24 protein-coding genes and 2 riboswitches are annotated in these 22,929 nt (G+C 68.2%); of the genes, 16 read left to right on the forward strand and 8 right to left on the reverse strand.

Features of this window, described 5'->3' with window-relative positions:
• Positions 1–123 precede the first annotated feature (123 nt).
• Positions 124–317, reverse strand: a riboswitch (cobalamin riboswitch).
• Positions 318–415: 98 nt separating this feature from the next.
• From JLK41_RS25040 to JLK41_RS25055, 4 genes are all read left to right on the forward strand, one after another.
• Entirely contained in the window at positions 416–1,132 is a 717-nt protein-coding gene (locus JLK41_RS25040) for a (2Fe-2S) ferredoxin domain-containing protein (protein WP_210390075.1), read from the forward strand.
• 113 nt (positions 1,133–1,245) lie between these two features.
• The gene (bufA2, locus tag JLK41_RS25045; protein ID WP_037054684.1) at positions 1,246–1,500 is read left to right on the forward strand and encodes a BufA2 family periplasmic bufferin-type metallophore; all 255 of its coding nucleotides are present in this window, start codon (positions 1,246–1,248) and stop codon (positions 1,498–1,500) included.
• A 53-nt stretch (positions 1,501–1,553) separates the two neighbouring features.
• Positions 1,554–2,396, forward strand: coding sequence for an MNIO family bufferin maturase (bufB, locus tag JLK41_RS25050; RefSeq protein WP_037054686.1), 843 nt, complete (start codon positions 1,554–1,556; stop codon positions 2,394–2,396).
• Positions 2,387–3,169: an HvfC/BufC N-terminal domain-containing protein gene (locus JLK41_RS25055; RefSeq protein ID WP_210390076.1), complete on the forward strand. Its 783-nt coding sequence runs from the start codon at positions 2,387–2,389 to the stop codon at positions 3,167–3,169. The genes bufB and JLK41_RS25055 overlap by 10 nt, the downstream gene beginning before the upstream one ends.
• Here JLK41_RS25055 and JLK41_RS25060 read toward each other — a convergent pair.
• The gene (locus JLK41_RS25060; protein ID WP_047589512.1) at positions 3,166–3,885 is read right to left on the reverse strand and encodes a cobalt-precorrin-6A reductase; all 720 of its coding nucleotides are present in this window, start codon (positions 3,883–3,885) and stop codon (positions 3,166–3,168) included. The two genes, JLK41_RS25055 and JLK41_RS25060, sit on opposite strands and share 4 nt — an antisense overlap.
• Positions 3,882–5,084 carry a precorrin-6y C5,15-methyltransferase (decarboxylating) subunit CbiE gene (gene cbiE / locus JLK41_RS25065; RefSeq protein WP_210390077.1) on the reverse strand — a complete coding sequence of 401 codons (1,203 nt, stop codon included), beginning with the start codon at positions 5,082–5,084 and terminating at the stop codon, positions 3,882–3,884. The genes JLK41_RS25060 and cbiE overlap by 4 nt, the downstream gene beginning before the upstream one ends.
• Before the next feature lie 152 nt (positions 5,085–5,236).
• Positions 5,237–5,417: riboswitch (cobalamin riboswitch) on the forward strand.
• 94 nt (positions 5,418–5,511) lie between these two features.
• On the opposite strand from cbiE, the gene cobG reads away from it, so the two are divergent.
• The 6 genes from cobG to JLK41_RS25095 all read left to right on the forward strand — a co-directional run bounded on the left by cobG (position 5,512) and on the right by JLK41_RS25095 (position 11,773).
• Positions 5,512–6,849, forward strand: coding sequence for a precorrin-3B synthase (gene cobG, locus JLK41_RS25070; protein ID WP_244976460.1), 1,338 nt, complete (start codon positions 5,512–5,514; stop codon positions 6,847–6,849).
• On the forward strand, positions 6,842–7,468 hold the full coding sequence (locus tag JLK41_RS25075; RefSeq protein WP_037054693.1) for a precorrin-8X methylmutase: 627 nt from the start codon (positions 6,842–6,844) through the stop codon (positions 7,466–7,468). The genes cobG and JLK41_RS25075 overlap by 8 nt, the downstream gene beginning before the upstream one ends.
• Positions 7,468–8,208: a precorrin-2 C(20)-methyltransferase gene (locus JLK41_RS25080; protein WP_047587061.1), complete on the forward strand. Its 741-nt coding sequence runs from the start codon at positions 7,468–7,470 to the stop codon at positions 8,206–8,208. Before JLK41_RS25075 ends, JLK41_RS25080 begins: the two co-directional genes overlap by 1 nt.
• Before the next feature lie 195 nt (positions 8,209–8,403).
• Positions 8,404–10,062: a precorrin-3B C(17)-methyltransferase gene (gene cobJ, locus JLK41_RS25085; protein ID WP_210390079.1), complete on the forward strand. Its 1,659-nt coding sequence runs from the start codon at positions 8,404–8,406 to the stop codon at positions 10,060–10,062.
• A 192-nt stretch (positions 10,063–10,254) separates the two neighbouring features.
• The gene (locus tag JLK41_RS25090; RefSeq protein ID WP_037054699.1) at positions 10,255–11,094 is read left to right on the forward strand and encodes an AraC family transcriptional regulator; all 840 of its coding nucleotides are present in this window, start codon (positions 10,255–10,257) and stop codon (positions 11,092–11,094) included.
• Positions 11,095–11,173: 79 nt separating this feature from the next.
• Entirely contained in the window at positions 11,174–11,773 is a 600-nt protein-coding gene (locus tag JLK41_RS25095) for a LysE family translocator (RefSeq protein ID WP_037054701.1), read from the forward strand.
• A 48-nt stretch (positions 11,774–11,821) separates the two neighbouring features.
• Here the strand turns inward: JLK41_RS25095 and JLK41_RS25100 are convergent, their stop codons facing one another.
• On the reverse strand, positions 11,822–12,805 hold the full coding sequence (locus JLK41_RS25100) for a GlxA family transcriptional regulator (RefSeq protein ID WP_210390080.1): 984 nt from the start codon (positions 12,803–12,805) through the stop codon (positions 11,822–11,824).
• Between the two features lie 92 nt (positions 12,806–12,897).
• Here JLK41_RS25100 and JLK41_RS25105 point away from each other — a divergent pair, with 92 nt between their 5' ends.
• A complete protein-coding gene (locus tag JLK41_RS25105) occupies positions 12,898–13,509 on the forward strand; it encodes a LysE family translocator (RefSeq protein ID WP_037054705.1) in 612 nt (203 codons plus the stop codon).
• Between the two features lie 40 nt (positions 13,510–13,549).
• Here JLK41_RS25105 and JLK41_RS25110 read toward each other — a convergent pair whose 3' ends face one another.
• On the reverse strand, positions 13,550–14,119 hold the full coding sequence (locus tag JLK41_RS25110; protein WP_150607275.1) for a flavin reductase family protein: 570 nt from the start codon (positions 14,117–14,119) through the stop codon (positions 13,550–13,552).
• An 84-nt stretch (positions 14,120–14,203) separates the two neighbouring features.
• A complete protein-coding gene (locus JLK41_RS25115) occupies positions 14,204–14,947 on the reverse strand; it encodes an SDR family oxidoreductase (RefSeq protein WP_037054708.1) in 744 nt (247 codons plus the stop codon).
• Positions 14,948–15,089: 142 nt separating this feature from the next.
• Between JLK41_RS25115 and JLK41_RS25120 the strand changes: the two genes are divergently transcribed.
• The 5 genes from JLK41_RS25120 (at position 15,090) to JLK41_RS25140 (ending at position 20,205) form a co-directional block, all read left to right on the forward strand.
• Positions 15,090–16,001, forward strand: coding sequence for a LysR family transcriptional regulator (locus JLK41_RS25120; RefSeq protein ID WP_037054709.1), 912 nt, complete (start codon positions 15,090–15,092; stop codon positions 15,999–16,001).
• Positions 16,002–16,220: 219 nt separating this feature from the next.
• Positions 16,221–16,709 (forward strand): carboxymuconolactone decarboxylase family protein, encoded by a 489-nt coding sequence (locus JLK41_RS25125; protein ID WP_210390081.1) that lies wholly within the window; start codon positions 16,221–16,223, stop codon positions 16,707–16,709.
• Between the two features lie 145 nt (positions 16,710–16,854).
• Positions 16,855–18,993, forward strand: coding sequence for a TonB-dependent receptor family protein (locus tag JLK41_RS25130; RefSeq protein ID WP_210390082.1), 2,139 nt, complete (start codon positions 16,855–16,857; stop codon positions 18,991–18,993).
• Positions 18,994–19,209: 216 nt separating this feature from the next.
• Positions 19,210–19,713: a GNAT family N-acetyltransferase gene (locus tag JLK41_RS25135; protein WP_047590567.1), complete on the forward strand. Its 504-nt coding sequence runs from the start codon at positions 19,210–19,212 to the stop codon at positions 19,711–19,713.
• Between the two features lie 30 nt (positions 19,714–19,743).
• Entirely contained in the window at positions 19,744–20,205 is a 462-nt protein-coding gene (locus JLK41_RS25140) for a GNAT family N-acetyltransferase (RefSeq protein WP_210390083.1), read from the forward strand.
• A 166-nt stretch (positions 20,206–20,371) separates the two neighbouring features.
• Here the strand turns inward: JLK41_RS25140 and cobF are convergent, their stop codons facing one another.
• Genes cobF through JLK41_RS25155 form a run of 3 tightly spaced genes read right to left on the reverse strand, consistent with a single transcriptional unit; the run spans position 20,372 to position 22,880 of the window.
• The gene (gene cobF / locus JLK41_RS25145) at positions 20,372–21,139 is read right to left on the reverse strand and encodes a precorrin-6A synthase (deacetylating) (protein ID WP_210390084.1); all 768 of its coding nucleotides are present in this window, start codon (positions 21,137–21,139) and stop codon (positions 20,372–20,374) included.
• A complete protein-coding gene (locus JLK41_RS25150) occupies positions 21,136–21,891 on the reverse strand; it encodes a vWA domain-containing protein (RefSeq protein WP_342357386.1) in 756 nt (251 codons plus the stop codon). Before JLK41_RS25150 ends, cobF begins: the two co-directional genes overlap by 4 nt.
• Complete coding sequence (locus JLK41_RS25155) at positions 21,873–22,880, reverse strand: magnesium chelatase ATPase subunit I (protein ID WP_210390085.1); 1,008 nt, start codon at positions 22,878–22,880, stop codon at positions 21,873–21,875. The genes JLK41_RS25150 and JLK41_RS25155 overlap by 19 nt, the downstream gene beginning before the upstream one ends.
• Between the last annotated feature and the right edge of the window lie 49 nt (positions 22,881–22,929).

Genomic DNA, 22,929 nt, shown 5'->3' on the forward strand with positions numbered 1-22,929 from the left:
AATGGCGCGCCATGAGTGTTCCATCGCAAAGGAAAAGGCACGGCAATCCGATGGAAATGCGCAACAGCAGACAGGGGCACGAACGCGCCCTACTGGAGTCAACGCCCGCCCACCGCGGGTTGCCAGACAGAGTGACTCCAGGCCGGTCTCCGGGCTTGCGAGGGGCATGAACGCATCGCCTTCCCATGCGCGTGGCGCACAGTGGCGTTTCGATGCGGTCGCTCGCTTACCGTTGCGGGGGCAGCGTCGGACTTCAACCGACTTCCCGTTTCACCTCACGCGCGGCGGCGTGAGACACCTGAAGCGGGGCGGATATGACCATCGCCGCCGCCTCGCGTCAAGGCAACTCGGCCATTGAGCCTGCGCGCAGCGCGCCGAGCCGCTAGACTGCCCCACCCTTTTCCCGGAGACGGCCATGACTCGAATCGCTTACGCCCGCGTCCTGTTCAGCGGGCCGGGTCTGTCCCGTGGCGCACTGGCCCAGAGCCTGCGCCAACGTGCCGAAGCCCTGCTCGGCGAGGCCCATCTGCACGACAGCGAGCAGGACCCCGAAGCCTTCTGGCAGGCCGTGGCGGATGCACCACGGCCGCTGCTGGTGGTCGACCTGGAACCCCGCGCCGATGCCATGCACCGTGACTGGCTGCGCCAGCGCATCGCCGAGCGCGGCAACGGCGAAGCCGTCTTCGTGGTGTGCAGCGCCCTCGAGGACGCCTGGCTGGACGGCCTGGCCGCACTGCTCGAACAGACCGGCCGCCACCTGCCCTGCCAGGACGTGCCGGCCCTGCCCGAGCAGCACCCCTGGTCGCAGATTCCGCCGCACAGCCAGCGCCTGCTGCTGTGCAACGGTCCGCGCTGCACGCGCAAGGGCGCCCTCGGCCTGTGGAAAACCCTGCGCCAGCGCCTCAAGGCCGCCGGCCGCCTGGAATGTCCCGGCGGTGTGCACATCACCCGCAGCCAGTGCCAGTTCCCCTGTGACCTGGGCCCGACGGCGAGCCTTTATCCACAGGGCGAGTGGTACGGCGTCAACGACGAGGCAGCGGTCATCCGCCTGGTGGACGAGCGCCTGGTCGCGGGGCGGGCCGTGCCGGAGCTGCGTATCGACCAGCCTGACGACAGTGCGCAGGAGCACTGAGCAGAAAGTTTTTTCCACCCCTGTAACGCCAGCGGCAGGTCCGACTCTAGTGAGTTGCCGGGCCTGAACGACGATGCTTCAGCCGGCCTCTCCAATTTCCAGAGGATAAGCGCATGACTATCAAGACCACCGCCGCTGGCGCCGCCATTGCCTTCGCCGCCGCCTCGCTGTTCGCCGGCATGACCGCCAGCGTCGCCTCGGCCGAGGAAGCGACCGTACACTGCTACGGCGTGACCTCCTGCAAAGGCCAGAACGACTGCAAGACCGCCGAGAACGCCTGCAAGGGCCAGGCAGTCTGCAAGGGCCACGGCTTCAAGGTGATGACCAAGGCAGAGTGCTCCGCTGCCGGCGGCACCGTAGGCGCCTAAGAGCCACGAGGGGCGGCCGGCCGGTCGCCCCGTTTTCACCTGCGGAGGCGGCGATGAAAGCAACGACGATGCTCGGCCACGGCCTGGGCCTGCGCAGCGAGTACTACCAGGAAATCCTCGAACGGCGGCCCGCGGTCGACTGGTTCGAGATCATCTCCGAGAATTACATGGTCGATGGCGGCAAGGCGCTGTACTACCTCGACGCCATCGCCGAACACTACCCGCTGGTCATGCACGGCGTATCGCTGTCGATCGGCGGGCCGCACGCGCTGGACCGCGACTACCTGCAGCGCCTGGCGCAACTGGCCAGGCGCGTGCGCCCGGCGTGGATCTCCGACCACCTGTGCTGGAGCCGGGGCAATGCCCACCAGCTGCATGACCTACTGCCGCTGCCCTACACCGAGGAAAGCCTGCAGCACGTCGCCGCACGCGTGCGCCAGGTGCAGGACGTGCTGGAGCGGCCGCTGGTCCTGGAGAACGTCTCCAGCTACCTGCGCTGCGCCGATGACCAGATGAGCGAATGGCAGTTTCTCTCGGCCCTGTGCGAACTCAGCGGCTGCGAGCTGCTGCTGGATATCAACAACGTCTACGTCAGCGCGCGCAACCATGGTTTCGAGCCGTGGGACTTCATCAGCGCACTGCCGACCGAGCGCATCCGCCAGTTCCACCTGGCCGGTCACCACGACTACGGCGACTACCTGATCGATACCCACGACCACCCGGTGTGCGACCCGGTCTGGCAGCTGTACCGGCGTACCCTGGCGCACCTGGGCCCGGTTTCCACCCTGCTCGAGCGGGACGATCACCTGCCGCCTCTCGACGAGTTGCTGAGCGAACTGCAGCAGGCGCGGCGCATCGCCCGCGAGGTGCTCGGCGAGGAGGCGGCATGCGCCTGAACGAATGGCAGCGCGAGGTCGAGCGCTACTTGCTCGGCAACCAGTCGACGCCCGATGCCGCCCTCGCCGCCAGCCTGCTCGGCAGCGCCGCACTGAGCGCCGAACAGGGCCTGGCGATCTATCACAACGCCTATCGCGCACGCCTGCTCGAAGCCCTGCAGGGCGACTACGCGGCGATCCACGCCTGGCTCGGCGACGACGACTTTGAGCGCCTCGGCCGCGACTACCTCGACGCCCATCCCTCGGCGCACTTCAGCCTGCGCTGGCTGGGCGCCAACCTGGCCGGCTTCATCGAGCAGCACCTGGTCGCCGAGCAGGCTGCACCGCTGGCCGAACTGGCGCGCCTGGAATGGGCCTTCACCCTGGCCTTCGACGCCCACGATGCCGAGCTGCTGCGTGCCGAACACCTGGCGCAGCTGGCGGCACAGGACTGGCCGCTGCTGCGCGTGGCGCTGCAACCGAGCGTGCAATGGCTGACCCTGCAGCACAACAGCCTGGAGCTGTGGCGTGCCCTCAAGCACGAGCAGGCATTCCCGGGCAGTCATGCCCTGGAGCACGCCGAGACGTGCCTGATCTGGCGTGAGCAACTGGTCACCCGCTATCGCAGCCTCGACCCCGCGCAAGCGCAGGCCTTGCAGGCCATGGCCTGTGAGGGGCTGAACTTCGCCGAGCTGTGCGACAGCCTGCAGGAACTGGGGGAGCAGGCCCCTGTGCAGGCCGCACGCTGGCTGCACCAGTGGCTGAGTGACGGCCTGTTGGTGAAGGCGACCTAGCGCGGCAACGCCTCGAGCAGCGTCTGCAGGTCGCAGAAACTGCGCGTTGCCGGCGCCGGCTCGGGCCGGCGCAACAGCAGCACCGGCAGACCCAGCTCGCGCGCCACCTGCAGTTTCGGCTCGGTCGCCTGGCTGCCGCTGTTCTTGCTCACCAGCACGTCGCAGCGGATACGGGCGAACAGGGCACGCTCCTCGTCCAGCGAGAAAGGCCCGCGAGCCCCGATGATCTCCGCGCGGGGCGGCGCCGGCTCGCTCTGCAGGCAACGCACCGTCCAGTGCTGGTGCGCAGGAATCTCATGCAGATGCGCCAGCGGCTCGCGCCCGGAGGTGAAGAATGGCCGCTGGAAGGGTGCCAGGGCATGGCTGAGCCCGTCCCAGCCCTCCACTTCGCGCCAGTCGTCGCCGGCCGCAGGTTGCCAACCGGGGCGCCGCAGCGCCCAGCAGGGCACACCGCTGAGCACGGCGGCCCGTGCCGCGTTGGCGCTGATCTGCGCGGCGTAGGGATGGGTCAGGTCCAGCAGCAGTTCGATGCCTTCGGCGGCGATGAACGCGGCCAGCCCGTCGGCACCACCGAAGCCGCCCACCCGCACGCGACAGGGCAGGTCGTCCGGTACCCGGCCCAGGCCGGCCAGGCTGTACAGCGTTTCGGGGCCCAGCTGACGAGCCAGGCGCAGCGCCTCGCTGGTGCCGCCCAGCAGCAGGATGCGCGGCCTCACGGCTTGCGTACCGCCAGCAGGGTGATCGGCAACGCCGCCCGCCAGGTATCGAACCCGCCCAGCGGTTGCGCCTGCGCCACCGTCAGGCGCAGCAGCTCGCCGCCCTGCCGTTCGCGAAAGGCCACCAGCGCCGCCTCGCTCTGGATCGTCACCGCGTTGGCCAGCAGCCGCCCGCCCGGTTTGAGCGCGGCCCAGCACTGTTCCAGCAGCCCCGGCACGGTGACGCCGCCGCCGATGAAGATGGCATCCGCTGCCGGCAATCCGTCCAGGGCCTCCGGCGCATGCCCGGCCACCAGCTGCAGAGCGGGCACACCAAGGGCGTCGCGGTTGTGCCGGATATGCGCCTGACGGCCCTCGTTGGCCTCGATGGCGATGGCGCGGCAGGCGGGATGGGCGCGCATCCACTCGATGCCAATGGAGCCGCAGCCGGCGCCCACGTCCCACAGCAGCTCGCCGGGCAGCGGCGCCAGGCGCGCCAGGGTCACGGCGCGCACGTCGCGCTTGGTCAGCTGGCCGTCATGCCGATAGGCATCGTCAGGCAGGCCGCAGGTCGGCGGCAGCACCTGGGTCCCGGCGTCCGCCAGGCACTCCACGGCGAGCAGGTTGAGATCGGCCGCGCGCGGCAGGCTCCACTGCGCGGCCAGGCCATCGATACGGCGCTCCTCGGGCCCGCCGAGGTGCTCCAGCAGGGTCAGGCGACTGGCAGCGAAACCGCGCGCGCACAGCGCTGCGGCAACCTGGGCAGGCGTGTCGCCGTCGGCGCTCAACAGCAGCAGGCGCACACCGGGAAACAGGCGGGCATTGAGCGTGGCCAGCGGCCGGCCGACCAGCGAGACCACGTCCACCTCCTGCAGCGGCCAGCCCAGGCGCGCCGCCGCCAGCGACACCGATGACGGAGCCGGCAACACCTGCAGCTCATCGGCCGCCAATTGCCGCGTCAGGCTGGCCCCGACGCCGTAGAACATCGGATCGCCGCTGGCCAGCACGCATACCGCCTCGCCGCGCCGCGCCAGCAACGGCTGCAGGTCGAAGGGGCTCGGCCAGTGTTCCCGCTCGCCAGCGATGCACGGCGGCAGCAACGCCAGCTGGCGCGGCGCACCGACGATACGCGTGGCCGCCAGCAGGGCCCGCCGCGCAGCCTTGCCCAGGCCGGGGTAGCCGTCTTCGCCGATACCCACCAGGGTCAACCAGGGTTTCATCCACCTTCCTCGCAAGTAGCCGACAGGGCGCGTGTCGCGACGCCGCGCAAAGCGGGCATAATAGCGCCTTCGTCGGTGCCCCTTGTAAACGGGCCCAAGAGTCTGTTCACGATCTGCATGCGTCAGCCGCCGGTGGCTTTCCGAGCCTGGCGTTGCTGCAGTGGATCGTCGACAGCCTCGAAGAGGGAATCCGGAGCGATCAACCATCGCCACCGAGCTGCCCCCGCAACTGTAAACAGCGAGTCCGCTGCACATGCGCCACTGGGCAACCGGGAAGGCCGTAGCGGATGAAGACCTGTCAGCCAGGAGACCTGCCGACGAACGCTGGTCGCGAGTGCCAACATCGGGCGGGGTGTACCGATGCCATGAAACCCTCTCGACGGGTTTCGCTGGTCCGGTCGCCGCGTCGTTGTTGCTGGTGAACCCTGTGCGCGACTGTCCCCTCACCGCCGAACTGCCAACCCCTCGGGCTTCTGCCTGTCCGGGCCTGCTGCGCATCGTGCCCGCACTGGACGGCGGCATCTGCCGCGTCAAGCTGCCTGGCGGCGTGCTGCACAGTGCCCAGGCGCGTGCGATCGGAGAGGCTGCCCGGCGCTACGCCAGCGGTACCCTGGAGCTGACCAACCGCAGCAACCTGCAGATTCGCGGCGTGCTGCCCGGCCAGGAGAGCGCGTTGATCGGCGCACTGCTCGCTGCCGGTCTCGGTCCGCGCGTGGCCGCCGCCGACGACGTACGCAACCTCCTGCTCAGCCCTGCCGCTGGCCTCGACCCGCAGGCACGGATGGACGTTCGCCCGCTCGCCGGGCAACTCCTCGATCTGCTGCAGGACACCCCGGCGCTGCATGCCCTGTCAGCCAAGTTCGCCCTGCAGCTGGATGGCGGCGAAGCCCTGGCGATGCGCGAACACCCGCACGACCTGTGGCTGGCCGCCGCAGATGAACGCCACCTGTTGCTGGGCCTGGCCGGCTGCCCCAGCGACGCGCCGCTGGCGCGCATCGAAGCCGCGCAGGCGGTCGAGCTGGTGCACCAGCTGCTGCTGCTGTTCCTCGAACTGGCCACGCCCGAACAATCACGCATGCGCCAGCTGCTGGCGCAGCTCCCGGCCAGCGAACTGCTGCAGCGCCTGCAGGCACGCCTGGACTTCCCCCTGCAGCCGCCAACAGCCGACTGGCAGACGCCCGCAGGCGTCGAGCGGGCGCCCGCAGGGATTTATCCACAGGCCCGGGCCGGCCTGTGCATGGTCGTCGCCGGGGCCCAGCTGGGTCGCCTGCACGCCGAACAGCTGCTGGCCCTCGCCGAGCTGAGCGAGCGGTATGCCGGCGGTGAACTGCGCCTGACCCCCTGGCAGGGCCTGCTGCTGGGCAACGTGCCGCAGGCTGAGGCCGCAACCCTGAGCAACGCACTGGGCGAACTCGGCCTGCTGCACGAGGCCGGCGACCCACTGCTCGGGCTGGTCGCCTGCACCGGATCGGCCGCCTGCGCCCGTGGCCTGGCCGACAGCAAGCACCACGCGCTGCACCTGGCCGAGCTGCTGCGCGCCAACGGCGCCCGCCCGCAGACTCACCTCAGCGCCTGCCCGCGCAGTTGCGCCAGCGCGCGGGTACAGCCCTACACCCTGCTGGCCAGCACGCCCGATCACTACCAGCTCTATCAACGCACCCCCGAGGTGACCGGCTTCGGTCGCCTGCTGGTGCCGTCCATGACCATCGACGAGGCCGGCGCCTGGTTCGCCCGCCACCTTCCCGCAGGACTCCCTGATGCTTGATTACATCCGCGACGGCCAGGAAATCTACCGCCGCTCCTTCGCCACCATTCGCGCCGAGGCCAACCTGTCCGGCATTCCCGCCGACCTGGAGAAACTCGCCGTGCGGGTGATCCACGCCTGCGGCATGGTCGACGTGGTCGAGGACCTGCGCTTCTCCCCCGGAGCTGGCGCCGCCGGCCGCGCAGCCCTGCTGGCCGGCGCGCCGATCCTCTGCGATGCGCGCATGGTCGCCGAGGGCATCACCCGCCCGCGCCTGCCGGCGAACAATCCGGTGCTCTGCACCCTGCACGACGCCGGCGTGCCCGAACTCGCCCGTGAGGTCGGCAACACCCGCTCGGCGGTGGCCCTGGAACACTGGCGCGAACACCTGGAGGGCAGCGTGGTGGTGATCGGCAACGCCCCCACCGCGCTGTTCTACCTGCTGGAAATGCTCGACGCCGGCGCCGCGAAACCGGCGCTGATCATCGGCATGCCGGTGGGCTTCATCGGCGCCGCCGAATCCAAGGACGCCCTGGCCGCAGACAGCCGTGGCGTGCCCTATGTGATCGTGCGCGGTCGGCGCGGCGGCAGCGCCATGGCGGTGGCCGCGGTCAACGCGCTGGCCTCGGAGGTGGAGTGATGGCCGGTCGTCTGCTTGGTCTCGGCGTCGGCCCCGGCGACCCCGAGCTGCTCACCCTCAAGGCGCTGCGCCTGCTCAAGTCGGCGCCGGTGGTGGCCTACTTCGTGGCCAAGGCGAAACACAACGCCGGCCAGGGTGGCAACGCCTTCGGCATCATCGAGGCGCACCTGGACGACGCCCAGCAGCGCCTGCCGCTGGTCTACCCGGTGACCACCGAGAAGCTCGCCGCACCGCTGTCCTACGAGGATGTGATCGCCGATTTCTACGACACCTGCGCCGAACAGATCGCCCAGCTGCTGGACGCCGGCCAGGACGTGGCGGTGATCTGCGAGGGCGACCCGTTCTTCTACGGTTCCTACATGTACCTGCACGACCGCCTCGCCGAGCGCTACGACGTCGAGGTGGTGCCTGGTGTGTGTTCCATGCTCGGCTGCGCCTCGGTGCTGGGCACGCCGCTGGTGTACCGCAACCAGAGCCTGAGCGTGCTTTCCGGCGTGCTGCCGGAGGAAGAACTCGAACAGCGCCTGCGCGACGCCGAGGCCGCCGTTGTGATGAAGCTCGGGCGCAACTTCGACAAGGTCCGCCGCGTGCTGCGCAAGCTCGGCCTGGACGACCGTGCCCATTACGTCGAGCGCGCGACCATGGCCAGCCAGAAGATCGTCGCGCTGGACGAGGTGGAGCCGATGGATTCGCCGTACTTCTCGATGATTCTGGTGCCCGGCCAGAAATGGCGGGGGTGATCGATTCCCTGTGGGAGCGGAATGCGGCCCAGCCGCTCCTGGATTCGTAGGGTGGATGACGTTTTTCATCCACCATCGTGGCGGTGGATGGGTGAAGCGCCATCCACCCTACACGCTCCCCCAGCTCGCACGTAGCCCGGATGCAATCCGGGAAACACACACCCCGGATTTCATCCGGGCTACAGGATCTACCGCATGAACATCGTCATCCTCGGCAGCAGCGCGCTGGCCACTGCACAACGCCTCAAGACGCTTTATCCACAGGCGCTGATCCATGGCCTGCGCGGCCGGGTCGAGGCTGCCGAGCGTCACTACGACGACTTCGGCGACAGCCTGCGTGCGCTCTATCGGGCCGGGCAACCGCTGCTGGTGCTGTGCGCCGCCGGCATCGTCATCCGCAGCCTCGCCCCGCTGCTGGCGGAGAAGGGCAGCGAGCCACCGGTGCTGGCCCTCGCCGAAGACGGTAGCGCCGTGGTGCCACTGCTCGGTGGCCTGGCCGGGGTCAATCGCCTGGCCCGCGAGATCGCTGCACACCTGGAGGTCACGCCGGCGATCACCACCAGCGGCGAGCTGCGCTTCGGCACCTGCCTGCTGGAGCCGCCGGCCGGCTACGCCCTGGCCGACCTGCAACAGGGCAAGCGCTTCGTCAGCGACCTGCTCGGCGGCGAAACGGTGCGCATCGAAGGCCAGGCGCCCTGGCTGGAGGCCGCCCAGCTGCCTGTGGATAACGCTGCGAAGCGGGTTATCCACATCACCCAGCAGGCCCGCCCGGCGCAGCCCGACGAGCTGCTGATCCATCCGCGCAGCGTCGCCGTGCTGGTCGAGCGAACCGACGACCAACTGGCGGCACGCATTCACCGGGCGCTGAGCGCCGCCAACCTGGCGCCACAGGCCCTGGCCGCTCTGCTTGCGGACAAGGCCCGGATGGCCGATGCCGAACTGCACGCAGCCGCGCGCGAGCTGAACCTGCCGCTGCGCTTCATTCACGGCGCAAGCGCAGAACTGCCCGCCCGGCAGCTCGCCGGCGACGGCCTGCGCCTGCTGCTGGCCGAGCAGCCGCTGGATGTCGAACGCCTTGGCCAGCGTCGTGGCCGCCTCAGCGTGGTCGGCCTCGGCCCTGGCGCCGCCGAGCACATGACCCCCGCCGTGCGCCGCGCCCTGGACGAGGCCGAAGACCTGCTCGGCTACGACACCTACGTGAAGATGGCCGGCCCGCTGCGCGCCGACCAGCGCCTGCACCCCAGCGACAACCGCGAGGAACTGCAGCGCGCCGCCCATGCCTTCGAGCTGGCTGCCACGGGCCGGCGGGTGGTGATGATCTCTTCGGGCGACCCCGGCGTGTTCGCCATGGCCGCCGCCGTGATGGAAGCGCTGGAAAGCCCGCAGAGCGAGGCCTGGCGCGGGGTCGAACTGGAGGTGCTGCCGGGCGTCTCGGCTGCCCTGGCCACCGCCGCCAAGGCCGGTGCGCCGCTGGGCCATGACTTCTGCCTTATCTCCCTGTCCGACAACCTCAAACCCTGGGCGGTGATCGAGCAGCGCCTGCAGCACGCCGCCGCCGCGGATCTGGCCATGGCCTTCTACAACCCGATTTCCAGGGCCCGCCCCTGGCAGCTCGGCCGCGCGCTGGAACTGCTGCGCCAGCACCGTGCGGCGGAAACCCTGGTGGTGCTCGGCCGCGACATTGGCCGCCCGGCCGAAGCGCTGCGCAGCCTCACCTTGGGCGAGCTGACCCCGGAGATGGTCGACATGCGCACCCTGGTGATCATCGGCTCCAGCCAGACCCGCCGCTTCCCCCGCGCCGAGGGCGGCGACTGGGTCTACACACCGCGCTGGTACCCCGCGCAGGCCGACTAGACCATCGTCCTCAAGCAGTATTGCCAAGCGTTCGTAGGAGCGGATTTATCCGCGAATTTCGCGGCTGAAGCCGCTCCTACGGATCAAGGCGCCTGTTTTTATTCACAGCCCCTGCCATCTGCACAAACGTTCTAGGAATGCCCGGCAAACGGGTTAAGCTCGGGCGTTCCACTTTCCACTGTGAGCCGGGCGATGAACGCGCAATCATGGGTCGACCTCAAGCAGGATGCCGATACCGGCATCGAGGTGATCCGCGCGCATTTCGAGGGGCATGCCTACGATCCGCACTGGCACGACAGCTACCTGATCGGTTTCACCGAGCAGGGCGTGCAGCAGTTCAATTGCCGCCGCGCCCTGTTCAGCAGCGTGCCGGGGCAGACCTTCTTCCTCGAGCCCGGCGACATTCATGACGGCAACGCCCCGGCGCCAGGGGGCTTCACCTACTCCACGCTGTACCTGGAACCGGCCTGGCTCCAAGGCGCCTTGCCGGCGCTGTTCGAACAGGCTCCCGTCGACTGCCTGCCCAGCGTGCCACGCACCCAGCCGGACGACCCCGGCCTGCTGCCGCACATCGCCAACGCCCTGCAGGCGCTGCGCGAGGGCGAGCCGCGCATGGTCCGCGATGCGGCCCTGGATGGCCTGCTCGAACGCCTATCGCGCAACCTGCAATGGCGCCAGCGCATGCAGGGCAACCCGCAGATTCCCGGCGTGGCCCTGCGCGCACGCGACTACCTGCACGCGCACTTCCACGAGAACATCGGCCTCGGTGAACTGGCCCGGGTCTGCGGCGTGGACCGCTTCCACCTCACGCGAGCCTTCAAGGCCGCCTTCGGCATCGCCCCGCACGGCTACCTGATCCAGTTGCGCCTGGTGCGCGCGCGCCGCTTACTGGCCCTCGGCAGTGCGCCCGCCGACGTCGCCAGCGACCTGGGCTTCGCCGACCAGAGCCACCTCGGCCGCTGGTTCCGCCGCGCCAATGGTGTCACCCCCGGCGCCTACCGCAGCCTCTGCACAAAGCTTCAAGACCGCTGAGCGGGGCCACTGGACAATCGCCACCATGACCCGACATGGAGCGATCATCGATGCCCCTCACCGCACCAGGGCCCCGGCCATGAACCAGTGGCTGCCCTTCATCCTCTTCGCCTCGGCGGCTTCGATCACCCCGGGGCCGACCAACCTGCTGATCCTCGGCAGCGCCTCGCGTTTCGGCCTGCCCATTGCCCTGACCATCGCCCTCGGCGCCAGCCTGGGTGCCAGTCTCATGCTGCTGGTGGTCGGCCTCGGCCTGGGCGAGCTGCTGGCGCGCACGCCGCTGCTGCAAACGGCGATGACCTGGGCCGGCGCCGCCTGGATCAGCTGGATGGCCTGCAAGCTGATGCGCCGCGACGCGGCCGGTATCGAGGCACGGCCCATCGAGCGACGCCAGGGGTTCGTCCAGGGCGCCGTCCTGCAACTGATCAACCCCAAGACCTGGCTGATGACCCTCTCGGTCACGGCAATATTTCTCGATGGCCAGGCTTCACCAAGCCGCGTGACCATCCATGCCGCGCTGTTCCTGCTGGTCTCCACACCCTGCCTGCTCAGCTGGGGCCTGCTCGGCGCCGGCAGCGCCCGCCTGCTGCGGCAACCGTCGCGACTGCTGCTGTTCAACCGGGCCATGGCGCTGTTGCTGCTGGCATCGGTGTGGCTGCCGTTGCTGATGGATCGATGAAGCACAGTGCGCATGCGCTGACGGTGGATCGGTGAAGCGTGATCCACCCTACGACGACATGGCGCCCTGGCGACGAAAAGCGCCGGGAGCGACACCGAACCGCTGGCGAAACAGCTTGCCCAGGTGGCTGGCGTCGCTGGCACCGATCTCGTCGGCGATCTGCGCCAGGCTGTGACTGGAGTTGAGCAGGCGCCAGCGCACGTGTTGCAGGCGCAGCTCGTTCCAGTACTCGCGGGCACTCATGCCCTGGCGGGCGCGGAACAGGCGGTCGAGCTGCCGGCGACTGATACCGACACTGGCCGCCAGTTGCTCGATACCGTCGGCGCTGGCCAGGCCGTGACGCATCAGGGCGATGGCACGGTCGACATGACGTTCGCCGCTGGACGTTCCATGCAGCGAGCGCAGCGCGTGCTGGCCACTGCGCGTCTCGTCCACCAGCATGTCGGCCAGGCCCTTGAGCGCCCGCGCCCGTCCGCTGCCACGGGCCAGCAACTCCACCGCCAGATCGATGGCCGCCGTGCCCCCGGCACAGGAAATCCGCTCGGAATCGATGCTGTACAGGCGCTCGTGCGCCAGCCGCAGGTGGGCGAAGCTGGCGCGAAACTCCGCCTGGTGACGCCAGTGCACCGCGACCTGATGGCCATCGAGCAGGCCACAGGCGGCCAGCAGGAAACTGGCGTTGTCGATCGCCACCAGCTTCACCCCGGCACGTACGGCGCGGCGCAACAGGGCCCGGTAGGCCGGCGCCAGCGCCGCCGTGGCCTGCGCGTTACGCCCGCCGAACAGCACCAGATAGTCGTGCTCGGCCAGCGTCAGCTCCTGCGGCGTGGCCTCGATTCGCAACGCCGCACCGCTGCTCGACGACACATGCCCCGGCTGCAGGCCGAGAATGGTCCAGGTGCAGTAGCGCTGACGGCTGTAATCCTCGTCGTCGGCGCTGAAGCGCAACTTGTCGAGAAAGCCGCCGAACGGCAGCAGGGCGAACTCCGGCAGAGGCAGCAGGAGGAAGCGCAGGTCAGGGCGTTGCGACATGAGTCGTCCAGAATCGACTGGTAGATGACCAGAATCTACCTCATTACTGACTGCAGCGCTGAGTAGACTGGCCACCTTCCCAGGAGACCCACATGGCCCTCGAACTCTGGCTCGTCTACTTCGTCGCAACCCTCGGCCTGGCGCTGACGCCCGGCCCCAACAGCCTGCTGGCGCTGACCCATGGCGGGCTGTACGGCGCACGCATGGCGCTGGCGACCATCCTCGGCGGCGTGGTCGGCTTCGGCACGCTGATCGCCCTGGCCATGTTCGGCCTTGGCGCCCTGCTCAAGACCGCACCCACCGCGCTGCTGGCACTCAAGTGGATCGGCGGCGCCTACCTGGTGTGGCTCGGCATCCAGCTCTGGCGCGCCCCGCCGATGAACCTGACGCTGGCCGACAGCGGCGTGCGCCCCAGCGCCGGGCGACTGTTTCGCCAGGGCCTGCTGTCGGCCTTGTCGAACCCCAAGGTGATTCTGTTCTACGGCGCCTTCCTGCCGCAGTTCCTCGACCCCCAGCGCGGCCTGGCCGTGCAGTTCGTGGTGATGGCGGCGACCTTCGCCGTGGTCGAGTTCCTCGTCGAACTGCTGCTGGCCCTGACCGCCGTGCGCGTACGCCCCTGGCTGCAACGCGGCGGCCACACCTTCAACCGCAGCTGCGGCACGCTGTTCGTGCTGATCGGCATGGCGCTGCCATTGGCACGCTGAGGCGAGCGCCTGGCTGCAGCGCTTCAGGCACCTCGTCCACTCAGGCCTTGAGCGCCTCGCCAACCGCGTAGTAGTGCCCGCCCGCCACATGATGCAGGCTGCGCAGGTTCGGGTCGGCCGTTTCGAAGTGCCAGCGGCCATCGCGGAACACCCGCTCGTCGGCCCAGGCGGCGATCACCTCGCCAATGAACAGGTCGTAGGCCTGCTGGTTATGCGGCTCATTGATCATCCGGCAGACCAGCCAGGCCGAGCAGCCGGCAACCAAGGGCACATCGTGGCCTGCCATCTCGAACAGGTCGACCCCGGCGTGCGCCAGCTTCGCCGGGTCATCGCCAAGGCTGGCATTGCCCACCGCCTGGGTCAGCTGCAGCTGCGCCACGGTCGGCACCTGAACGGCGAACAGGCCACTGCCCTCGACCAGCGCACGGGTGCGGGTGGCCTTGTCCAGCACCAGGCTCAGCTTCGGTGGGTCGAAATCCAGCGCACAGCACCAGGCCGCCGCCATGACGTTATCCACAGCCTGGTGACGTGCGGACACCAGCACGGTGGGGCCGTGGTTGAGCAGGCGGTAAGCCTTGGCCAGATCGACCGGACGAATGGACGCGCTCATGCAGACTCCTGAAAGCGAAAAAGGCGCCTGCATGCTGGTCCGTACGGACCAGCATCGCAAGCGCCCGGATGCAGCGGATCGGGATCAGAACTCCTGCACGGTCGGACGCAGGACGATCTCGTTGATATCCACATCCGCCGGCTGCTCGATGGCATAGGCGATGGCGCGGGCCACCGAATCCGCCGGGATGGCCTGCTTGTAGAAGTCGACGACGAAGTCGCGGCTCTGCTGGTGCGAGCTGCCGAACTTCAGCTCGGAGTCCACCGCACCCGGCTCGATGGTGGTGGTACGGATGCTGCCGCCGACCTCGTGACGCAGGCCCTCGGAGATGGCGCGCACGGCGAACTTGGTGCCGCTGTACACGGTACCGCCCGGGCTGAACACCTTGATCCCGGCCACCGAGGCGATGTTGATGAAATGCCCGGCGTTCTGCTGCTGGAACACCGGCAGCGCAGCGGCGATGCCATACAGCACACCCTTGATGTTGATGTCGATCATGCGATCCCACTCGTCGGTGCGCAGATCGCTCATCGGCGCAATGGCCATCAACCCGGCGTTGTTGACCAGCACGTCGACCCGGCCGTAGGTATCCACGGCACCCTGGATCAGGGCCTTGACCTCATCGGCACGCGTGACGTCGGTCTGGTAGGCGACCGCCTCGCCACCGGCAGCGACCAGTTCGCCGACCAGTTGTTCGAGGCGCTCCTTGCGCCGTGCAGCCAGCACCACCTTGGCGCCCAGTTTGCTCAGATGACGTGCGCTGGCTTCGCCCAGACCGCTGCTGGCGCCGGTAATGACCACGACCTTGCCGGAAATGTTGTTGCTCATCGGTAAGCCTCTCTTTCGGATTCGTTGAAGTGTCCGCGCCGTATGCCGGACATGGGCTCACACTAGAGGCGATTTTCGTTTCAATGAATGGAAGTGTTTGGATTAGGCTATTCCACATTCTGGAATACAAAGGCGTAGCGACATGCTCAACCGCATGGAGATGATCCGCATCTTCTGCAGCGCGGCCGACTGCAGCAATTTCCGCGAGGCAGCGACGCGGCTCGGCGTCTCCCCGCAGGCCGTGACGCGCGCGATCAAGGCGCTGGAGGAAGAGCTGGGCGAGATTCTCTTCCACCGCAACACCCGCCAGGTACACATCACCGCCTTCGGCGAGGCCTATGCCGTGCGGGCACGGCAGACGCTGGAAGGCTTCGACTCGCTGTTTCGTGGCCATCGCGCCGATACCGAGTCGGGCTTCAGCGGGCGTGTCGGCATCACCGCGCCACAGGCGATCGGCAAGCGCTTTCTGGTCGGCTTCCTGCAGCCCCTGCTCAAGCGCCACCCGCACCTGCAGCTGACCCTGCGCCTGGAGGACGAGATCACCGACGCGGTCGATGCGCAGATCGATATCGGCATCCGTATCGGCTCGTTGCGCGACAGCCGCTACGTCGCCCGCACCCTGGCGCCCGTGCCGCTGCAGGTGGTGGCCACGCCCGAACTGATTGCCACTACCGGCAGCCCGCGCACGCTAGCCGAGTTGCAGCAACGCCCGCTCTCGGTACTGATCGACCGCAAGAGCGGCCGGCCCTGGCCCTGGACCTTCGCGGACGGCCCAAGCCTGCTTCCCGCCAACCCGGCACTGACCTGCGACGACCCCGAAGCCGAGCTGGAAGTCGTGCTCGCCGGCCTGGCCTACGGGCAGCTGCCCGCCTACCTGGCCCAGCCGCACCTGGAGAGCGGCCGCCTGCAGGCCGTGATGGCGCAGCAGGCCCCCGCCCCCTGGCAGCTGTTCATCTACCGCCCGCAACAAGGCCCCGTATCGCCCAGAGTGCGCCTGGTATTCGATCACCTGCGCGCCTGCTTTTCCGACCCGGCGCAGTTCCCCCAGGGCTGAAGTCGCTCAGAGCAACGCCACCGTCGTGTCGGACTGCCACGCACGGCAACTGCACCGAGTAGCGGGAGGCACACGCCTCTGCACGAAAGTGGACCAAGCAGAATTGGGTGAAATGGATCTATGTGACTGGCCCACCGGTGCGTAGATTTCTCTTCACCGGGCCGTTGTGGTTCTGCCAGTCGCAGAGACGCATCGGTTTCTTCTCGACTCGGATTAAGGGTGAAAACCGTGAGCCAGCGTCTCGACTACTTCAAACTCTCCCCGAAGGCCTCCAGCAAGTACGCGGAATTTTCCACCCTGCTGAGCAAGACGCCGTTCCTCACCGAACTCGCCCACCTGGTCACCCTGCGCGCCTCGCAGATCAACGGCTGCGCCTTCTGCGTGGACATGCACGTCAAGGAGGCGAAGATTCACGGCGAACGCGAACTGCGCCTGCACCATGTCGCCGTCTGGCGCGAATCGCCGCTGTTCTCCGACCGCGAGCGGGCTGCCCTGGAGTGGACCGAAGCCCTGACCGTCCTGTCGCCGCACGGCGTCAGCGATGCCATCTACAACAGCGTGCGTGAGCAGTTCTCCGAGCAGGAGCTGGCCGATCTGTCCCTGCTGGTGGTGGCCATCAACGGCTGGAACCGCCTCAGCGTGGCCTTCCGCAACGTCCCCGGCTCCGCCGACAAGCTGTACGGACTGGACAAGGCCGGTCTGGCCTGAGGGCCCGTCTACAGGGCGAGGTCGGCCATAGCCCGAGCGCCCCGTGGCTCCCTGAGCGTAGCGCGAGTGACGAGCCCGTCGGTGGTGACCAATCCCCGGTGGCATCCATCAGACACACTCGCTGTCCGCTCAACGGAGCCCTTGCATGCCGCCCCTGCCACTTTCCCGCCAACCTGCCCGACTCACCCTGCTGGCGCTCGCCAGCCTGGGCATCAATCACGCCCTGGCCGACGCACCTGTGCAGCTCGATGCACTGCACATCAGCGCAACACCGGTCAGTGAAGCGGACGCCGCGCGCAAGACGCTCGAGCGCGTATCCGGTGCCACCAACCTGGTAGACATGGACCAGGTCGAGCAGGGCCGCGTGGCCGGTGTCGCCGACGTGCTGGCCTACCAGCCGGGCGTCTACGCGCAGTCGCCGGGCAACGAAGGCGTGAAGATCAGCATGCGGGGTTCCGGCATCAACCGTGGCCCCGGCGCCCATGCCTCCGGCACGCACATCCTGCTCGACGGCCTGCCGCTGACCGGCTCCGGTGGCACCCCCTACGAGCTGCTGGAACCCCTGTGGATAAGTCGCGCGGAAGTCCTGCGCGGCGCCAACGGCTTCGAACGCGGCGCGCTGGCCCTCGGCGGTGCGATCGACTACATCAGCCACACCGGCTACAGCGCACCCAAGCTGCAACTGCGTTACGAGGCCGGCAGCCATGGCTACCAGAAACGCAGTATCGCCTCGGGCCAGGTGCTGGGCGATGTCGACTACTACCTCAACCTCACCGACAGCCACTACGACGGCTATCAGGATCACGCCTCCGGACAGGGCAAGGGCATTGCCGGCAACGTCGGCTATCGCCTCAACGACAGCCTGGAAACGCGCTTCTACCTGCGCTACCGCGAGACCGAGCACGACACGCCGGGGCGCCTGAGCAAGGCACAGATCAAGCACGATCCGCGCGATGCCGCAGCCGCGAACCTGCGCATCGACGCCCACCGAGACCAGCCTGGCAGCACCTGGCTGGCCAACAAGACCACCTGGTACCTGGACGACGACGCCACCCTGGTCGCCGGCCTGGCGTACCACCACTACCCGATGGATATCGTCGAGAGCCCCTACCGCAACAGTGCCTACCGTGTCCGCGTCGACTACAGCGACATCAGCGCCACGCTGAACTACACACGCCGCCACAGCCTGTTCGGTCTGGACAGCAGCACCAGCGTCGGCCTGCGCAGCACCCGCAACCTGCCCGGCAGCAAAGCGCGAGAGAACGCCACGCAACCGCTGACCGTCGATGGCAACACCTACCCGGCCGGCACCCTGATGCGCGAATACATCCACCAGGGTTCGGACAACACGCTGCACATCAGCAACGAACTGCAGCTACGCCCCGAGCTGTGGCTGGATACCGGCCTGGCGCTGATCAATACCCGGCGCAAGGTCGAGGTGACCGCTCCGGCCAATCCCTACAGGCTCGACACCGACACCTGGGACTACGCTCCCCGCATCGGCCTGCGCTACCAGCTCGCCCCCGCCGTACAGCTGTATGGCAACATCAGCCGCTCGGTGGAACCAGCGCATGCCTGGTCGATGATCTGGAGCTCGAACGACTATTTTCCGGCCGGCAGCGGCCCGGCGACAGGTCGCTACCGCGCCCCGGTCTCTCTGGATAACCAGACGGCAACGACGTTCGAAGTCGGTGGTCGTGGCGATTCGCCGCTCGGCCAATGGGACCTGGCGCTCTACCACGCGCAAGTACGCCACGAGTTGCTCAGCGTCGAAGTCGCCCCAGCAGTCACCCGTGAGTCCAACGCCAGCCCCACCGTGCACCAGGGCATCGAAGCCGGCCTGAACAGCCTGCTCTGGCAAGACCACGGCAGCGCCCTGAGCCTGCGTCAGGCCTACACCTTCAGCGACTTCCACTACCGCGATGACGACAGCTTCGGCGACAATCGCCTGCCTGGCCTGCCGCGCCACTACTACCAGGCCGAACTGCGCTACGACCACCCGAGCGGCTTCTATGCCGGGGTGAATACCCGGTACGCCTCCAGGGTCGCGGTGGACTACGCCAACTCCTACTACGCCGACGCCTATGCCCTCTTCGGCGCCACCCTCGGCTACACCTCGCCGAAGGACGACTGGCAGGCCTGGCTCGACCTGCGCAACCTCACCGACAAGCGCTACGCCGCCACCGTCACTCCCGGCTATGACGACAAGGGCGCGGACGCCGCGCGCTCCACGCCCGGGGAAGGGTTCGGGGTATACACGGGGGTTTCCTGGAGCTGGCTGTAAACCGCCCTGCTCGCCGGTGGATGACGCTATTTGCATCCACCCATCGGACTCCTGAGTCCACAATTGGCGGACATGAAAAGCGCTGTCCGCCCTACGCATGACCCGGCATAGCGTGGACAACGCGAAGCTTGTCCTCCAACGAAGCGCCAACACGCCGACGATAACAACGCACGGCAAGCGCCGGGTTATAGTCCGGCTCTGTCCGTGAGGTCCGTGATGAGCCAACCCTATACCACCTACTACCTGGAGATGACCCGCGCCGAACAGCTGCGCGCCAAGGCGCCACGCAGCGAACTGCAGATCGTCGAATGCGAGGAGCCACAAGGCGCGTTCAACCGTTTTCTCTACCAGTTGGTCGGTTCGGCCTGGGAATGGGGTGATCTGGACGACTGGGACGACGCGCAGTGGCAGGCCATGGTGGAGAACCCGGCGCACCGCACCTGGGTGGCGTACCACCGTGGCGCCATCGCCGGTTACTACGAGCTGCTGCGCCCCGATGGTCACAACACCGAAATCCGCTATTTCGGCCTGGCCCCGCAGTTTCTCGACCGTGGCTTCGGCGGCGCCCTGCTCAGCCACGCCATCGCTTCCGCATGGCAGTGGCCCGGTACCGAACGTGTCTGGGTACACACCTGCACCTTCGACCATCCAGCTGCACTGGCCAACTATCAGGCACGAGGGATGCGGGTCTATCAGGAAGAGATCAACAACGCCGATTGAGTCATTGACCGGCAACGGAGCGAGAACAGCATGGACTGCATGATCAGACCGGCGACACAGGACGATGCGGCAGCGATCAGTCGAGTCGTGATTGCCACGTTACGCGAGTCGAACGCCCGGGACTATGCACCCGAGGTGATCTCTCGGATCGAGCAAAGCTTCACACCTCAAGCCGTGGCTGCACTGCTCGGCACGCGCAGGGTCTTCGTCGCCTCGCTGCACGGAATGCCGATCGCCACCGCCAGCCTCGATGGCGAGGTGGTCAGGACGGTCTTCGTCGATCCGGCGTACCAGGGCGGCGGAGTGGGTCGCCGACTGATGGAAGCGCTCCACGCCGAAGCGCTGAACCTCGGCATGGCCAAGCTGCTGGTGCCGTCGTCGCTGACTGCCGAAAGCTTCTACGCAGGCCTCGGTTACCGCAAGGTACGTGATGAATTCCATGGGGCGGAACGCACCGTGGTGATGGAAAAGACGCTGCCGGCTTGTGGATAACGCTTCGCTGCCCAGCATTCTTGCGCGGAAGCAGCCTGGTCAAGCAAGAAGGTGGACGACGCTCTTCATCCCCCCATCGGATTCCTGAGTCCACATATTGGCGGACATGAAAAGCGATGTCCGCCCTACGCATGACCCGGCGCAGGGCGAACAACGCCCCCTCACCTCAAGCCTGCACCGTCCCTTCCTTGCGCAGCAGGTAGCTGTCCATGATCCAGCCGTTACGCTCGCGCGCCTCGGCGCGGATGACGGCGATCTTGTCGGCCAGTTCGTCCAGCGGGCCGGCCATGAGGATTTCGTCGGCGGTGCCGACGTAGGCGCCCCAGTAGATGGTCAGGCCCTGGCCGGTGAAGCGGCGATAGGTGTCCTTGGCGTCGAGCATCACCGCCACGCTGTCCACACCCTGCGGCCAGCCTTCGGCGAGCAGGCGGCCGGTGGTGATTTCCACGGCGCGGCCGATGCTGTTGAGCGGGATGCGATGGCGTGCGGTGAGCGCCTGCAGGCTGGTGATACCGGGGATCACGTCGTAGGCGAAGTCACTGCGGCGGGCAGCGATGGCCTCGATGATGCGGATGCTGCTGTCGTACAGCGACGGGTCGCCCCAGACCATGAAGGCGGCGGTCTCGCCGTCCGCCATCTGCTCGTCGAGCAACTGCTCGAATACCGCCTGCTTGTCGCGGTTGAGCTCGTCGACGCTGGCGCGGTAGTCGGCGGCCTCGCGCTCGCGCTCCGGCTGCTGGCCCTCGGCGAAACGCGGCGTGTGGCCATCGAGAAAGCGTGCGCAGATCTCACGACGCAGGGCATTGAGCTTGTGCTTCGCCGCGCCCTTGTCCATCAGGAAGATCACGTCACTGCGGCGCAGCGCCTTGATCGCCTGGTAGGTGATGTAGTCCGGGTCGCCGGCGCCGATGCCGACCAGCAGCAGGGTTTTCATGGGGTTCTCCAGGGAATGGACAACCCGTAGGAGCCGGCTTGCCGGCGATCATCGCCCGCCAGCGGGCTCCTACAGGGTAGTAAGTCATCGATGTGCTGGTAATCGGCGCCCAGCTGGCGCGCCAGCTCGCGGCCGCGACCGAGGCGGATCGGCGCGCGTTCGCTGTCGATCAGCAGGGTCGGGCAGCCCAGTGGGTGCATGGCCGGCCAGTCGCGCAGGCGGCCGTCGGTGAGGATCAGCAGGCGCTGCTGTTCGGCGGGCTTCTGTCGCCGCCGCCGCACCAGCCAGTCACCGGCCTGCTGCAGTGCATCGAGCAGTGGCGTACCGCCGCCGGCGCCGAGTTGCTGCAGCCAGGCATGCAGTTCGGCGCTGGCCTTGCGCCCCTGCCACAGCCACTGCGCCTCGCGGCCGCCGGCCTGCAGCACGGCCAGGCGCGCACGCTGACGGTAGGCGCTGTCGAACAGCTCGGCGAGCAGGCCCTTGCTCAGGCTCAGCGCACCATGGCGGCGGGTCGAGGCAGAAGCATCCACCAGCACCAGCCAGAGTTCATCGGCCTGACGGCTGCGCGGCCGCAGCACCAGGTGCTCGCGGCGTAGCGGGCGACCATGGCGCAGGCTCGCCGGCCAGTCGATGCGGCCGTGCGCACCCGCCCGCGCGGCGCCGCGCAAGCCGCCGCCGAGTCGTCCGGGCCGTTTGCCGGCATCCGCGCCTGTGGCGTTGCGCGGGCGGATGCTCAGGGCTTTTTTGTCCAGCGCGGCGGCACCCGCCGCTCACCCATGGCCTGCACCTGCGCCGGCAACTCGCCCCATTGGCCTTCGCCCTGCTGTGGCGGCTGCTCGGATTGCTGCGCCTGCGGCCGCTCGGGCGGCGTGGCGGCAGGCGCTTGTGGTGCCTGCTGGCGACGGCGATGACGCAGGACGAAGTCCTCCACCGCGTCGATATCCACAGGCTCGATGGCCCCGGCACCCCGCCAGGCGGCATGGGCGCGGGCGGCGCGCAGCCAGACCAGGTCGGCGCGCAGGCCGTCGACGCCTGCCGCGAAGCAGCGCTGGCTGATCTCGCCCAGCGACGCATCATCCAGGGCAATGGCGGCTAGCTGTTGGCGGGCGCTCTGGCAACGCGTCGCCAGGGCCTGTTGTTCAGCTTGCCAACGCTGTACGAAGGCATCCGGAGACGCATCGAAGGCCAGGCGCCGACGAACGATCTCGGCGCGCTCGACCGGCTGCGGCTGGCCGTCCAGCGCCAGGTTGAGACCGAAGCGGTCAAGCAGCTGCGGGCGCAGCTCGCCTTCCTCGACGTTCATGGTGCCGATCAGCACGAAGCGCGCGGCGTGGCGATGGGAGATGCCATCTCGCTCGACATGGTTGACCCCGCTGGCAGCGGCATCGAGCAGCAGGTCGACCAGATGATCGGGCAGCAGGTTGACCTCATCGACATACAGCACGCCGCCATCGGCGCGCGCCAGCAAACCCGGGGAAAAGCGCGCCTGGCCCTGACCCAGCGCAGCGTCCAGATCCAGAGTGCCGACGATACGTTCCTCGCTGGCGCCAAGCGGCAGAGTGACGAAACGCCCGCCGTCGAGCAGATCGGCCAGGCCACGGGCCAGGGTGGACTTGGCCATGCCGCGCGGGCCTTCGATCAGCACCCCGCCGATGGCCGGGTCGATGGCCGCCAGGCACAGCGCCAGCTTCAGCGAGTCGGCGCCGACCACGGCGGCAAGGGGGAAGTGATGTTCGGTCATGGCGGCATTCACTGGCGGCAAAGATCGGCATTGTAGACCAGAGCCCTCG

The sequence above is a fragment of the Ectopseudomonas khazarica genome (assembly GCF_017915135.1).
Lineage (GTDB): Bacteria > Pseudomonadota > Gammaproteobacteria > Pseudomonadales > Pseudomonadaceae > Aquipseudomonas > Aquipseudomonas khazarica.